This window comes from Niveispirillum sp. FG148 (assembly GCF_057809655.1).
Genome location: NZ_JBMDKJ010000006.1, coordinates 249,856 through 263,863 on the forward strand (window position 1 = coordinate 249,856; position 14,008 = coordinate 263,863).

The window sequence follows — 14,008 nt, forward strand, 5'->3', positions numbered from 1 at the left end:
TTGTCCTTAAACTGACATTAGAAAATGGCGGATGCTTGGCAAGGATGCAATCGTCAGGTCCCATGCGACGAAATTGCCGCATGGGAAACGCGGACGCATTGGTATCAGCCCACATCGATCACCAGCTTGCCGACCGCCTGTCCCGATTCCAGCCGGCGGTGGGCGTCGGCCACGGTTTCCAGGGTGAATCGGGCGGGGTCGATCAGCGGCCGCAGCTTGCCCGACAACTCGGCCAGCACCCGGCCCTGATGGGCGCGGTCAATGGCAAAGCCGTGGTCGTACAGCATGGGCAGCAGCATGAACACGACATGCAGGCTCAACCCCTTGCCATGCATGGGGGCCAGATCGGCCGTATAGCCGGCGACGATGGTCACCACCTGCCCGTTGAAGCGCGCGGCGGCGAAGCTGGTGCCAATGTCGCTGCCGCCCGTGGCGTCCAGCACGATGTCGAAGCCCTTGCCGCCCGTCAGCCGGGCCACATAGGCCTCCACACTTTCCTGGCGGTAATTGACGATCTCATCCGCGCCGAAATCACGGGCAAGGGCTGCCTTTTGGTCGGACGAGACGGTCGCCGTGACATGGGCGCCCTTCATCTTGGCGATCTGGATGGCGACATGGCCCACGCCGCCGGCCCCGCCATGGATCAGCACCTTGTCGCCCGGTTGCACGCGCGCCCGGTCGACCAAAGCCTCCCACGCCGTCAGACTGACCAGCGGCAGGGCGGCGGCGTCATGCAGCGACAGGGTGGAAGGCGCCGGGGCCAGCAGGCGGGCATCGGCCGCCACATGGTCGGCGTAGGTGCCCTGAAGCCCCGCAACACCGCCGACGCAACCATAGACGGCATCGCCAACCTTGAAGCCCGTTGCCCCATCGCCCAGGGCCACCACCGTGCCGGCCATGTCGCAGCCCAGAATGGCGGGCAGGGCGGGGGCCACACCGCGCCCGGTATTGCGGATCTTCACATCCACCGGGTTCACGCTGGCCGCCGCGATCTTCACCAGTACCTGGCCGGGACCGGCCAAGGGTGTGGGCACCTCTGCCAGGGTCAGGTTGTCGGCAGGACCGAAAGCATGCAGCAGGACGGCCTTCATCATCATCTCCATCATCTTCATTCGGGGGTGGCGCCGCGCGGCGCCCGTTTTCATGAACGGAAGATGGGCTTGACGGGATGATAATGGAAACGAATTATATTGATGGTTAAGATCAAGGATGTTGATGATGTCGCCGCGCACCCTGGACCTGGATATCGACGCGTTGCGGGCCTTTGTCGCCATTGTCGACCATGATGGTTTCACGGCCGCGGCCGATCGTCTGGCCCGCACGCAATCGGCCATCAGCATGAAGATCAAGCGGCTGGAAAGCCAGCTGGGCCGCACCCTGTTCGACCGTACGGGCCGGGCCATGACCTTGACCGCGGACGGGGAATTGCTGCTGGGCTATGCGCGCCGCCTGCTGGCCTTGAATGATGAGACGGTGGCGCATCTGAGCGCGCCGGACACGGCAGGGCTGATCCGCTTCGGCGTGGCCGAATATTTTGCGCCGGAACATCTGCCGGTGCTGCTGGCCCGGTTCCGCCGCGCCCATCCGCGCGTGCGCCTGGAAGTGTCCGTAGGCATGAGCAGCGATATGGTCCGCGATCTGGAGGCGGGCCTGCTGGATGTCGTGGTCGGCAAGCGGGATGAAGGCGGGCCGCAGGGCCGGCTGTTATGGCGGGAACCGTCCTTCTGGGTGGCATCCCATGACTGGATGCCCGATCCCGAAGGCGGGCCGGTGCCGCTGTGCCAGATTCCGGCCCCCTGCATCTATCGCACCCGCGCTGTCACTGCCCTGGACCGGATCGGCCGGCCCTGGCAGACGGTCTATACCAGCGGATCGATCTTCGCCGTGCGCGCCGCCGCCCTGGCCGGGCTGGGGGTGACGACGCTGGGGGCGGGGTCGCTGGTGCCGGGGTTGCGCGTGCTGGGCGCCGACGAGGGCTTCCCCGACCTGGACCCGGTGGAAACGGCCGTGTTCGGGGAGGACCGGGCCAAATCCGGCCCCATTCGCCCCCTGATTGATTTCCTGGTGCGGGAGGTGCAGGCCATCAGCCTGCCACCCCCGCGGGCCGTGGCGTGATCACCCCTCAAACGGCAGGATAACGATCCCGTCTTCGTCGCTATAGACCCAATGGCCGGGCTGGAAGGTGCAGTCACCGAAGCTGACCGCGATGCCGGCATCGCCCGCACCTGTCTTGCCGCTTTTCAGCGGATTGGTGCCCAGCGCTTTGACGCCCAGCGGCAATTCGCCGATGGCGACGCTGTCACGGATGACGCCATTGACGATGATCCCGGCCCAGCCATTCTTCACGGCCAGCCCGGCGATGACATCGCCGACCAGGGCAGAGGCCAGCGAGCCGCCGCCATCCACCACCAGCACGGCGCCGTCGCCCGGTGTGGACAGGATGGATTTCAGCAGCGCATTGTCGCGGTGGCAGCGCACCGTGCGGATCGGCCCCTTGAACCGGGGATGGCCGCCATAATTGCGCAGTTGCAGCCAGCAGCTTGCGATGATGCCTTCATGGGCGTCGACCAGATCGGCGGTGGCGAATGTCATGTGCAGGGGACTCCTTCCAGCGGGAGACAAGGACGCCTAGACTGACCTGCGCCCGCCCGCCTGTCTATCGCGACCAATTTCCGAACGATCGGACTTTTTTTGATTGAGTCGAACGGGCGTTTGAACCATGCTGCGCCCATGATCCAAGGCGGACCGCCTCCGCGGCCGTCCAACCAACCTTACCGGGGGAAACATGTCCGACGCCATCAATCGCCACTGGCTGCTGCTGGACCGTCCCAAGGGCGGCAATTTCAGCGAAGTCCTGTCCCTGCGCGAGGCCCCGGCCCCGGATGCGGGCGAGGGCCAGATTCGTGTGCGCACCATCTATCTGTCGCTGGACCCGACCAACGCGGTGTGGATGCAGTATGACAGCTATCTGCCGGCCGTGCCGCTGAACAGCACCATGCGCGGGCTGGTGCTGGGCGTGGTGGATCAGTCCAACCATGCCAAGTTCAAGGTCGGCGACATCGTCACCGGCATGGGCACCTGGGCCGACTATACGGTCGGCGACGGGTCCAGCTTCGGCCGCGTGCCCAACATTCCGGGCCTGCCGCTGACGGCCTATATGGGACCGCTGGGCATGACGGGGGCCACCGCCTATTTCGGCCTGCTGGATATCGGCCGGCCCAAGGAAGGGGAGACGGTGGTCGTTTCCGCCGCGGCCGGGGCCGTCGGTTCGCTGGTCGGGCAGATCGCCAAGCTGAAGGGCTGCCGCGCCGTGGGCATCGCCGGGTCGGCGGACAAGTGCGCCTGGCTGACGGGCGAGCTGGGCTATGACGCGGCCGTGAACTATAAGGAAAAGGGCTGGCAGAAGGCGTTGAAGAATGCCGTGCCCGACGGCATCGACATCTATTTCGAGAATGTCGGCGGGGAGATTACGGAAGTGGCCCTGAGCCTGCTGAATGTGAAGGGCCGCATTCCCTTCTGCGGCGCCATCAGTCAGTACAATTCCACCGAACCGGCTCCCGGCCCGCGCAACCTGTCCGTCCTGGTCAGCCGCCGCGCCCGCATGGAGGGCTTCCTGGTCCTCGACTATGCCCCCCGCATGGCGGAAATGTATGCCGAGATGGGCCCCTGGCTGGCCGCCGGTCAGATCAAGTGGAAGGTGGAGGTGGACCAGGGCCTGGAAAACACCCTGACCTCCTTCAACAAGCTGTTCACCGGCGGCAATACGGGCAAGCTGGCCGTGCAGGTGGCGGCAGAGCCGGCGCGGTAAGTTTTCGGCTACAGCAGGGCGTGGGGGAGACTGCTGCCCACACCAAACTGCCTCCCCCGCGAAAGCGGGGGTCCAGGGGCCAAGGGCACTGAATCGACGTTCCAAGTGGCCCCTGGATCCCCGCTTTCGCGGGGAAAGCAGCTTAGTTCAAAGGGTTAGCTAAGCCCCCCACTATCGCCACCAACTGGCCGACGTCCTCCCCTTACTCCGCATCCGGCTGGTTGCCCGGCGCCGCTGCCTTGAAGGCGTCCAGCGTCTGGCAATGCGCGTCGATGGCGGACAGCTTCGGGAAGGCGGACAGGTCCACGCCGAAACGCCGCGCGTTGAACATCTGTGGCACCAGGCAGATATCGGCGAAGCTGGGCGCATCGCCCCAGCAGAAACGCCCGCCGTCCGCCACCATTTTTTCCAGCGCCGTGAAGCCCTCAATGATCCAGTGGACGATCCAGGCTTTCACCGCCTCTTCCCCCTGGCCCAGGGTCCCGCGCAGGTAATTCAGCACCCGCAGATTGTTCAGCGGGTGGATGTCGCAGGCCACCGTCAGGGCCATGGCCCGTACCTGCGCGCGTCCCGCCGCATCGGCTGGCAGCAGCGCCGGGCTGGGGTGGGTTTCTTCCAGATATTCCAGAATGGCCAGCGACTGCGGCACCACCGCTTCGCCATCGACCAGAGTGGGGATCAGGCCCAGCGGGTTCAGCGCCTTGTAGGTCGGCGCCCTCTGCTGCCCGCCATCCTTCAGCAGATGCACGAAGGCCGGTTCGTAATCGATGCCCTTCAGCGCCAGGGCGATGCGGGCGCGATAGGCGGCGGACGATCGGTAATAGGTGTGAAGCTGCATGGCTGTGGTATCTCACCGGTCTGGCATGGAAGGGGGAGGTGGGCGATGGCCCGTCCGTTGGAAGGCAGGATAGCACTGGTCACGGGGGCCTCGCGCGGCATCGGGGCGGCGATCGCCGAACGGCTGGCCCGCGACGGGGCGGATGTCGCCCTGCATTACGGGTCGAACCGTGTGTCGGCGGAGGAGCTGGCTGAACGGTGTCGCATCGCCCATGGCGTGCGCGCGGACGTATTCCAGGCCGATCTGGCCGACCTGTCGGATGCGGGTGGGGCCGTTTCCCTGTTCCGGGCTGTGACGGCCGTGCTGGGTGTGCCCGACATCGTCGTCAACAATGCCGGCACGGGCCGGTTCGCGCCCGTCACCGACATCACGGCCGAACAATTGGCCAATCTTCTGGCCGTCAATGCGGCCGCCCCCCTGCTGATGGCGCGCGAAGCGGCCAGGGCCATGAAGCGCGGCGGCCGCATCATCAATATCGGCAGCGTCATCACCGACATGCCCGTGGCACAGCGTGCGGCCTATGCCGCGTCCAAGGGGGCCGTGCATGCCATGACCGGCGTGCTGGCCCAGGAACTGGGGCCGCTGGGGATTAATGTGAACACCATCGCGCCCGGCGTGACGGCCACCGACCGGTTCCGTGCCGGTGACCGGTCGCGCGCGGCGGAGATCGTGTCCCGCACGGCACTCGGCCGCATCGGGGAGCCGGAGGATATCGCCGCCATCGCCGCCTTCCTGGCCGGCCCCGACGCCGCCTGGATCACGGGTGAGGTGATCCGGGCCAGCGGGGGCTTGCGGGGGTTGTGACGGGGCGGAGGCGGCAAAAGGCGTTTCGCCTTTCCGGCCTTCCCCCATAGGCGCCACCTGCGCCCCTTGGAATAAGCTGCCTTCCCCGCGAAAGCGGGGATCCAGGGGCCATTTGGAACGACACTTCAGTGCCCCTGGCCCCTGGACCCCCGCTTTCGCGGGGGAGGCAGGGCACGCGCGATGAACGACGTCAGCACCCCCGCGCCAAAGTCGGGAGGGTGATGTTAGGGGGTAGGAGAAGCCCTCACGCCCCCTCATATTTCCGCACCACCTGATCGATGGCGCCGAAGAGGCTGTTGCCGTCCTTGTCCTGCATTTCGATGCGCACCCGGTCGCCGAAGTGCAGGAAGGGCGTGGTGGGCTTGCCGTCGCGGATGGTTTCGATGGTGCGGATCTCCGCGATGCAGCTATAGCCCAGCCCGCCTTCCGACACGGGCCGGCCGGGACCGCCATCGGGGTCCTTGTTGGACACGGTTCCAGACCCGATGATGGTGCCGGCCGACAAGGGCCTTGTCTTGGCCGCATGCGCGATCAGGGTGGGGAAATCGAAGGTCATGTCCACGCCGGCATCGGGCTTGCCGAAGGGCTGACCATTGATGAAGGACAAGAGCGGCAGATGCAGCCGGCCGCCATCCCAGGCATCGCCCAGGCTGTCGGGCGTGACGGCCACGGGGCTGAAGGCGCTGCTGGGCTTGGACTGGAAGAAGCCGAAGCCCTTGGCCAGCTCGTTCGGGATCAGGCCGCGCAGGCTGACATCGTTGACCAGCATGATCAGGCGGATATGGGCCCTGGCCTGTTCCGGCGTCACGCCCATGGGCACGTCGCCTGTGACCACGGCCACTTCGCCTTCCAGGTCGATGCCATAGGCTTCATCGGCCATCAGGATCGGGTCATGCGGGGACAGGAAACTGTCGGACCCACCCTGATACATCAGCGGATCGGTCCAGAAGCTGGGCGGCATCTCGGCATTGCGCGCCTTCCGCACCAGTTCGACATGATTCACATAGGCCGACCCGTCCGCCCACTGATAGGCGCGCGGCAGGGGGCTGGCGCAGTCGGCCTCCTCAAAGGGCTGGCCGTCGATCTCGTTGCTGTTCAGCTTGGCGGCAACGGCGGCCAGGGCCGGGGCGACGCTGTCCCAATGGTCCAGCGCCTGTTGCAGGGTCAGCGCGATGTCCGGCACGGGCACGCAGCGGGACAGGTCGTCGGACACCACGACCAGACGGCCGTCACGGCCCTGCTGCTGGGAAGCGAGTTTCATGGGGGGACTCCGGAAGACAAGGGTCGTGGATGGGTAGTTCAAGTGCCGCATGCTTACCGTCACCCCGGCGAAGGCCGGGGTCCAGAATCAAAGGCACTTCACTCGACAAATGGACGCTGGTCTGCGTCGGGGTGACGGTGGTGAAGGCGACGCTGACGCCGCCTAAACCGGATGGGCCTTACGGCTTCACCCGCCAGCTGTCGGCATAGGCGGGGTTTTCCACGCCGTCGGGCAGGGATGCCACCTCCAGCGCGTCACGCGTATCCACCATCACGGCATATTCATCCGTGGCTGGCTTGTTCTGCACCAGCATGCGCGACAGGGCCTTGGGGTGCGGGCCATGGGTGAAGCCCGACGGGTGGAAGGTCATCATCCCGGCCTTGATATTGTCGCGGCTGAAGAAATCGCCGGCATGGTAGAACAGCACCTCGTCATAATCGTCGTTATTGTGGAAGAACGGGATCTTGATCGCGCCCTCGTCCGTTTCGAACGGGCGCGGGGCGAAGGTGCAGATGACGAATCGGTTGGCGACGAAGGTGGTGTGGGCGCTGGGCGGCAGGTGATAGCGGTGGCTCATCAGCGGCCGCACATCTTTCACATTCAGGCGCACGGGCGCCAGATCGCCCTTCCAGCCTACGGCATCCAGCGGGTTGAAGGGATATGTCACCGTGCTGATCGCACCGCGCCGCTTCACCAGCACGCGCCAGGACCCGTCCGGCCCCTTGTCCGACTGCTGGGACAGGAATGCCTCGTCAATGGCCGGCACGTCCAGGATGGCCGGATCGAACACGGCATGCGGGCCGATCATGCCCCGGTCGGGCAATTGATAGATCGATCCCGTCGCTTCGATCAGCAGGGCGGTGACGGGCTGGGTCGGCGACAGGCGCCACATGGTCCCGCGCGGCAGCACGACATAGTCGCCCGCCGTGATGGTCAGGTGACCATAGTCGCAGTAAAGCTCGCCCTCACCCTCATGCACGAAGATCAGGTCATCGCCGTCGCCATTGCGGGCCAGATGGTCCATGGGCCGGTCACAGCGCCACATGCGCATGCGGCAATGGGCGTTGAACAGCACCTCCTTCGCGGCCCAGGGCCCGTCCGACAGCCCCTCCACCAACTGGTTCAGGTCGAAGGCGCGCGGGCGCAGCGGGCCTTCCCAACTGGTCCAGCCTGTGGGCGCGTTGCGGTGATACATGTGCGTGGCGGGCCCGAAGAAGCCTTCGCGACCCAATTCCCGTTCGAACGTGCCGGGCGGCAGGTCGGCATGGGCCTGACGGGACGTCGTCCCCTCAATCCGGGGGAAGGAAATATACTGGCGCATGGACGCTCTCCCGCACGGTGTCGAATATCGTTTCACATGAAACGAATATGGCGGATCAAGACGGGCCTTGCAAGTCCGCTTTGCTCACGCCACCCTTGCGGCATGCTCGACCTTGACGATTTCCTGCCCTATCGCCTGAACGTCCTGGCCAAGCGCGTCAGCCGCGAGCTGGCGCGCCGGTATGAGGCGCAATTCGGCATCACCATCCCCGAATGGCGCGTCATGGCCATCCTGGGGCGCGAACAGCCTTTGTCTTCCAATGACATTGTTGAACGCTCGGCCATGGACAAGGCCAAGGTCAGCCGGGCCGTCACTTCCCTGGTGGAGGCGGGGTGGCTGTCACGCGACACGCATCCGTCGGATCAGCGGCTGCTGCGCCTGTCCTTCACCCCGGCCGGCAAGGCGCTTTACGAGCGTATCGCGCCCTTGGCCCTGGAATGGCAGCGGCGCTGGCTGTCCTGCCTGGATGATGGCGAACTGGACCAGTTCAAGGCCTTGTCCGCCAAGCTGGAGGAGCGGCTGGAACAGCTGGCGCGTGACGTGTCATAATCTCAATCTTACCTCAGGCGCCGCTTGCGGCCATCCGGCGGCTTGGCTCACGCCGCATGTGCGGCGGGCCGGCGGTCGCCGGCCTCCCAGCCACCAGGGTACATGCCCTTGGTGGCTGGGGTTAAGGCAAGCCCGCGTGCAGATGCCTATTCTTGCCGCACCGTGAAATCGGGCATAAAAATTGTCGCGATTGTGCCCCTTGCGGGGTTGTTTCAGCGCGGTAATGAATGCTTAACTGCTTGACATGCAAGGGGCCGGAAAACGGACATCCGGAACCGTTGAACAGGGGACTGAAAAGATGAGCCTTCGCCTTCGGGGTGCGGCCGCCATTGCCGCGGCTTGCGTTGCCTTCGTCGCCGGGCCCGCCATGGCCGGGCCGACGCTTGACGCGGTCAAGAGCAAGGGGCAGTTGGCCTGTGGCGTGAATTCCGGCCTGCCGGGCTTCAGCAATCCTGACAGCCAGGGCAAGTGGACGGGCCTGGATGTCGATATCTGCAAGGCCGTGGCCGCCGCCATCCTGAACGACACGACCAAGATCCGGTATACCCCCCTGTCGGCGCAGCAGCGCCTGACCGCCTTGCAATCGGGCGAGATCGACATTCTGACCCGCAATACCACCTGGTCGCTGACCCGTGATGCCCAGGGCCTGGATTTCGCGCCCGTCGTCTATTATGACGGCCAGGGCCTGATGGTGCCGAAAAGCCTGGGGGTGACCAGCGCCAAGCAACTGGACGGCGCCACCGTCTGCGTGCAGCCGGGCACCACCACCGAACTGAATCTGGCCGACTGGTTCCGCGCCCACAACCTGTCCTTCAAGCCCGTGGTGATCGAGGCGCTGGACGAGGTGAATGCCGCCTTCTTCGCGGGCCGCTGTGACGTGCTGACCACCGACATTTCCGGTCTGGCCGGTGTGCGCGCCTCTGTGGCGCCCAAGCCCGACGATTTCATCATCCTGCCGGAAATCATGTCGAAGGAGCCGCTGGCCCCCGTGGTGCGCCATGGTGACAACCAGTGGCGCGACATTGTCAGCTGGACCGTCTACGCCCTGATCGAGGCGGAGGAGAAGGGCATCACCCAGGCCAATGTCGATGCCAAGCTGAAGGACACGGATCCGTCGGTGCAGCGCCTGCTGGGCGTGCAGGGCGACCTGGGCAACGGGCTGGGTCTGGACAAGTCCTGGGCCTATCGCGCCATCAAGGCCGTGGGCAATTATGGTGAGATCTTCGAGCGCAATGTCGGCAAGGCGACGCCGCTGAAGCTGGACCGCGGCCTGAACGCGCTGTGGACCAATGGCGGGCTGATGTACGCCCCGCCCGTGCGCTGATCCCGGACCGGATATTCAGACCCCGATGACGGATCGCCCGGCGTCCACCCAGACCAAGGCAGCCCCCCCGCCCGGGAGCGCTGCCTTTCACCTGTCCATCAACAATCCCGTCGTGCGCGCCGTGCTGTGGCAGGTGGCGGCGGCGCTGGCCGTGGTGCTGATCGCCTGGTATCTGGTGGACAATACCATGTCCAACCTGGCCCGGCTGTCCATCGCCTCGGGTTTCGGCTTTCTGGATCGGGAAGCCGGGTTTCAGATCGGTGAGGGGCTGATCGAATCGGGCCCCCAGGACAGCTATGCCCATGCCTTCCTGGTCGGCCTGCTGAACACGCTGAAAGTGTCCGCGATCGGCATTGTGCTGGCCACGGTGCTGGGCGTGGTGCTGGGCATTGCGCGGCTGTCATCCAACTGGCTGGTGGCGCGCATCGCCGCCTTCTATGTGGAGACGGTGCGCAATGTGCCGCTGCTGTTGCAGCTTTTCCTCTGGTACGGGCTGCTGACCGAAGGGTTGCCGGGACCGCGGCAGGCGTTGCAGCCCCTGCCGGGCGTGTTCCTGTCCAACCGCGGGCTGAAACTGCCGGCCCCGGCCGACGACCCTATCTGGTCCTGGATTGCCGTGCTGTTCGCGCTGGGCATCCTGGCCACGCTGGCCGCGTCCGCCTGGAACCGCAAGCGGCAGATGGAAACAGGCAAACGCCTGCCCATGCTGCCCGTCGGGCTGGGCCTGATCGTCGGGCTGCCGGCCTTGGTGCTTCTGGCAGGTGGTGGCGGGGCCATCGATGTGCCGGTGCTGCAAGGCTTCAATTTCAAGGGCGGCATGACGCTGACCCCGGAATTCGCGGCCCTGCTGTTCGGTCTGGTCGTCTATACCGCGACCTTCATCGGCGAGATCGTGCGCAGCGGCATTCTGGCTGTGCCCAAGGGGCAGACGGAGGCGGCGACGGCGCTGGGCCTGACGCGTGGGCAGTTGCTGCGGCTGGTGGTGCTGCCGCAGGCGCTGCGCGTCATCATCCCGCCCACGACCAGCCAATATCTGAACCTGACCAAGAACAGCTCGCTGGCGGTCGCCATCGGCTTCCCGGACTTCGTCTCCATCGCCAATACCACCATCAACCAGACGGGCCAGGCGGTGGAGGGCGTGTTGTCGATCATGGCGGCCTATCTGCTGATCAGCCTCAGCCTGTCCTTCTTCATGAACTGGTATAATCGCCGCGTGGCGCTGGTGGAGCGGTGAGATGACGGCGACCGATACCCAAGGCACGGCACGCACCGCCCCCATCCGCCCCAACCAGGGGCCGGTGGCCTGGATGCGCGCCAACCTGTTTTCCACCTGGTACAACAGCCTGCTGACCGCCCTGATCTTCTATCTGCTGGTCCGGATGATCCCCGGCATCATCGACTGGGCGCTGGTCAAGGCCAGCTGGTCGGGTGATGCCGCTGCCTGCCGTACGGCGGGCGGCGCCTGCTGGGCCTTCCTGGCGGAGAAATGGCGCTTCATCCTGTTCGGCACCTTCCCGGACGATCAGCATTGGCGGCCGACGCTGGCCATGCTGGCCATCATCGCCATGCTGGTCGTGTCCGCCGACCGGCGTTTCTGGAGCCGGGCGCTGCTCTATATCTGGGGGGCGGGGCTGGGCTTTGCCGCCCTGATGATGTTCGGCGGCATCCTGGGCCTGGATTTCGTGCCCACAGGTTTGTGGGGCGGCCTGCCGCTGACCTTGGCCTTGTCCGTCGTGGGGCTGGTGGCCAGCTTCCCGCTGGGCGTGCTGCTGGCGCTGGGCCGCACGTCGGAACTGCCGGTGATGCGCTCCCTCTCGGTTGTCTATATCGAGCTGGTGCGCGGCGTGCCGCTGATTTCCATCCTGTTCATGGCCTCGGTCATGCTGCCGCTGTTCCTGCCGGCGGATGTGTCCATTGACAAGCTGCTGCGTGCCCAGATCGGCATCATCCTGTTCTCCGCCGCCTATGTGGCAGAGGTGGTGCGCGCCGGCCTGCAGGCCATCCCCAAGGGGCAGGTGGAGGCGGCCAAGGCCCTGGGTCTGGGTTACTGGCAGCGCCAGCGCCTGATCATCCTGCCCCAGGCTCTGGCCCTGGTGATCCCGCCGCTGGTGAATTCCTTCATCTCCACCTTCAAGGATACCAGTCTGGTCATCGTCATCGGCCTGCTGGACCTGCTGTCCACGGCCAAGTCGGCCCTGACCGATCCGGCGTGGCGCGGCTTCTACAAGGAAGCCTATCTGTTCGTGGGCGTGATCTATCTGGTCTTCTGCTACGCGCTGTCCCGCTACAGCCGCTATCTGGAGACCGTCCTTGGGCAGGGGAGGCGGCGGTGATAGGCTGTAAGCCCCCATCTGCTTCACGCCCTGGAGGGACGCCATGACCCGGCCAGTCGAAACCTTGACGGACGAAGAGCGCACAGAGGCGGCACGCCGCCGCCAGGAAAAGCTGGAAGCCCTGCGCCGGGATATCCAGAAGGGCATCGACAGCGGCAGCGTCGGGCACATCCCTTTGGAGAAAATGCTGGCGGACGCCCGAAAGCGGCTTTATGGCGAATTATGAGTTCAGTGCGCTTGCCGAGGCCGATGCGCTGGACATCTGGTGCCATATCGCGGCCGACCGCCCCCTTGCCGCTGACAGGATGCTCGCCCGTATCCATCAGGCAGCTGCCCGTTGCGTTGGCTTTCCGGGGCTTGGGCGCCGGCGGCGGGAATTGGGGGAAGAGACCCGCGTCCTGCCCGTTGACGCTTATCTCCTGATCTACCGCCCCATCCCCACCGGCATCATCATCGACCGTATTCTTCACGCCGCGCGCGATATCGACACGGAGTTTAGCGAATGACCACGGAACCCATTATCGAACTGCGTGGCGTCAATAAATGGTATGGCGCCTTCCATGTGCTGCGCGATGTGAACCTGTCTGTGAAGAAGGGGGAGCGGATCGTCATCTGCGGCCCGTCGGGTTCGGGCAAGTCCACCACGATCCGCTGCATCAACCGGCTGGAGGAGCATCAGGCGGGGGAGATCATCGTCAAGGGTGTGCCGCTGGACGATGACGTTCACCATGTGGAAGCCATCCGCCGCGATGTCGGCATGGTGTTCCAGCAGTTCAATCTGTTCCCGCACCTGACCGTGCTGGAAAACTGCATCCTGGCACCCATGTGGGTGAAGAAGCAGCCGCGCGCGGAAGCCGAAGCCAAGGCCCGCCAGCTGCTGGAACGCGTACGCATTCCCGATCAGGCGCTGAAATATCCGGGCCAGCTTTCGGGTGGGCAGCAGCAGCGCGTGGCCATTGCCCGCGCGCTGTGCATGGACCCGTCCATCATGCTGTTTGACGAGCCGACCAGCGCCCTGGACCCCGAGATGGTCAAGGAAGTGCTGGACGTGATGACCGATCTGGCGGCGTCGGGCATGACCATGCTGGTGGTGACGCATGAGATGGGCTTTGCCCGCCGAATGGCCGACCGCGTTGTGTTCATGGACAAGGGCGAGGTGGTGGAGATGGCCCCGCCCGACCAGTTCTTCGACAACCCGCAGAATGAACGCACCCGCGCCTTCCTAGGGCAGGTGCTGAGCCATTGAGGCTGTGGCGGGCGCGGGGTTGTTCACCCCGCCCGTTGCTTGTCGAAGGCCATCCGCAGCACCTGTTTCAGCGGGGCCCAGGCCACCAGCGCCTCGGCCTCCCCCTGCGTGGCCCAGCGTGCGTCGAGCGCGTCGTCGCCGGGCATCGGCTCACCGGACACCCAATCCGCCTCCACATCCACGATCGTGTAGTGGAACAGCAAGCTACCGTCGGCATCGCGGGTGATGCCGTCCACGGCCGTCAGCACGGAGCGGGCCCGTGCCGTGACGCCCGTTTCTTCCCGCACCTCCCGCTCCGCCGCCTCAAACAGCGTCTCCCCCAGCTCCTGGGACCCGCCGGGTAGGGACCATTCGCCAAGGCCCGGCGGCTTGCCCCGCCGGATCAGCAGCACCTGATCGCCTTTCCAGACCAGACAGCCGACGCCGACGCGGGGATGGGTCAGGGGGACAGGGGGCATGGTGTTTCCGGCCAAAGGGGAGGATGATGAAAGCCGCCGGTTGACCCGCATCAAGGAAGCCGGCGC

Annotated in this window: 16 protein-coding genes; 10 read left to right on the forward strand and 6 right to left on the reverse strand. The window is 65.6% G+C overall.

Translation table 11 applies throughout. The annotated features are described in order from the left end of the window. Positions 1–104 precede the first annotated feature (104 nt). Positions 105–1,097, reverse strand: coding sequence for a zinc-dependent alcohol dehydrogenase family protein (locus ACODTW_RS09365; protein ID WP_488945709.1), 993 nt, complete (start codon positions 1,095–1,097; stop codon positions 105–107). 121 nt (positions 1,098–1,218) lie between these two features. On the opposite strand from ACODTW_RS09365, the gene ACODTW_RS09370 reads away from it, so the two are divergent. Continuing rightward, entirely contained in the window at positions 1,219–2,115 is an 897-nt protein-coding gene (locus ACODTW_RS09370; protein WP_488945710.1) for a LysR substrate-binding domain-containing protein, read from the forward strand. Here the strand turns inward: ACODTW_RS09370 and rraA are convergent, their stop codons facing one another. Next, positions 2,116–2,592: a ribonuclease E activity regulator RraA gene (gene rraA / locus ACODTW_RS09375; protein WP_488945711.1), complete on the reverse strand. Its 477-nt coding sequence runs from the start codon at positions 2,590–2,592 to the stop codon at positions 2,116–2,118. A 193-nt stretch (positions 2,593–2,785) separates the two neighbouring features. Here rraA and ACODTW_RS09380 point away from each other — a divergent pair, with 193 nt between their 5' ends. Then, a complete protein-coding gene (locus ACODTW_RS09380) occupies positions 2,786–3,808 on the forward strand; it encodes an NADP-dependent oxidoreductase (RefSeq protein ID WP_488945712.1) in 1,023 nt (340 codons plus the stop codon). A 202-nt stretch (positions 3,809–4,010) separates the two neighbouring features. On the opposite strand, the gene maiA is transcribed toward ACODTW_RS09380, so the two are convergent. Continuing rightward, positions 4,011–4,646, reverse strand: coding sequence for a maleylacetoacetate isomerase (gene maiA / locus ACODTW_RS09385; RefSeq protein ID WP_488945713.1), 636 nt, complete (start codon positions 4,644–4,646; stop codon positions 4,011–4,013). 45 nt (positions 4,647–4,691) lie between these two features. Here maiA and ACODTW_RS09390 point away from each other — a divergent pair, with 45 nt between their 5' ends. Next, positions 4,692–5,450: an SDR family oxidoreductase gene (locus ACODTW_RS09390; RefSeq protein WP_488945714.1), complete on the forward strand. Its 759-nt coding sequence runs from the start codon at positions 4,692–4,694 to the stop codon at positions 5,448–5,450. Positions 5,451–5,694: 244 nt separating this feature from the next. Here the strand turns inward: ACODTW_RS09390 and ACODTW_RS09395 are convergent, their stop codons facing one another. Both ACODTW_RS09395 and ACODTW_RS09400 read right to left on the reverse strand, forming a co-directional pair. Next, positions 5,695–6,711 (reverse strand): fumarylacetoacetate hydrolase family protein, encoded by a 1,017-nt coding sequence (locus ACODTW_RS09395; protein ID WP_488945715.1) that lies wholly within the window; start codon positions 6,709–6,711, stop codon positions 5,695–5,697. Between the two features lie 178 nt (positions 6,712–6,889). Then, entirely contained in the window at positions 6,890–8,032 is a 1,143-nt protein-coding gene (locus ACODTW_RS09400) for a homogentisate 1,2-dioxygenase (protein ID WP_488945716.1), read from the reverse strand. Between the two features lie 102 nt (positions 8,033–8,134). Here ACODTW_RS09400 and ACODTW_RS09405 point away from each other — a divergent pair, with 102 nt between their 5' ends. The 7 genes from ACODTW_RS09405 (at position 8,135) to ACODTW_RS09435 (ending at position 13,484) form a co-directional block, all read left to right on the forward strand. Next, positions 8,135–8,581 (forward strand): MarR family winged helix-turn-helix transcriptional regulator, encoded by a 447-nt coding sequence (locus tag ACODTW_RS09405; protein ID WP_488945717.1) that lies wholly within the window; start codon positions 8,135–8,137, stop codon positions 8,579–8,581. 298 nt (positions 8,582–8,879) lie between these two features. After that, the gene (locus tag ACODTW_RS09410) at positions 8,880–9,905 is read left to right on the forward strand and encodes an amino acid ABC transporter substrate-binding protein (protein WP_488945718.1); all 1,026 of its coding nucleotides are present in this window, start codon (positions 8,880–8,882) and stop codon (positions 9,903–9,905) included. A gap of 25 nt (positions 9,906–9,930) precedes the next feature. After that, the gene (locus tag ACODTW_RS09415; protein WP_488945719.1) at positions 9,931–11,139 is read left to right on the forward strand and encodes an amino acid ABC transporter permease; all 1,209 of its coding nucleotides are present in this window, start codon (positions 9,931–9,933) and stop codon (positions 11,137–11,139) included. A 1-nt stretch (position 11,140) separates the two neighbouring features. After that, positions 11,141–12,238 (forward strand): amino acid ABC transporter permease, encoded by a 1,098-nt coding sequence (locus tag ACODTW_RS09420; RefSeq protein ID WP_488945720.1) that lies wholly within the window; start codon positions 11,141–11,143, stop codon positions 12,236–12,238. Between the two features lie 43 nt (positions 12,239–12,281). After that, a complete protein-coding gene (locus ACODTW_RS09425; RefSeq protein WP_488945721.1) occupies positions 12,282–12,464 on the forward strand; it encodes a hypothetical protein in 183 nt (60 codons plus the stop codon). Next, positions 12,451–12,744 carry a type II toxin-antitoxin system RelE/ParE family toxin gene (locus ACODTW_RS09430; protein WP_488945722.1) on the forward strand — a complete coding sequence of 98 codons (294 nt, stop codon included), beginning with the start codon at positions 12,451–12,453 and terminating at the stop codon, positions 12,742–12,744. Before ACODTW_RS09425 ends, ACODTW_RS09430 begins: the two co-directional genes overlap by 14 nt. Beyond that, positions 12,741–13,484: an amino acid ABC transporter ATP-binding protein gene (locus tag ACODTW_RS09435; RefSeq protein WP_488945723.1), complete on the forward strand. Its 744-nt coding sequence runs from the start codon at positions 12,741–12,743 to the stop codon at positions 13,482–13,484. The genes ACODTW_RS09430 and ACODTW_RS09435 overlap by 4 nt, the downstream gene beginning before the upstream one ends. Before the next feature lie 23 nt (positions 13,485–13,507). Here ACODTW_RS09435 and ACODTW_RS09440 read toward each other — a convergent pair whose 3' ends face one another. Further along, a complete protein-coding gene (locus ACODTW_RS09440; protein ID WP_488945724.1) occupies positions 13,508–13,942 on the reverse strand; it encodes an NUDIX hydrolase in 435 nt (144 codons plus the stop codon). Between the last annotated feature and the right edge of the window lie 66 nt (positions 13,943–14,008).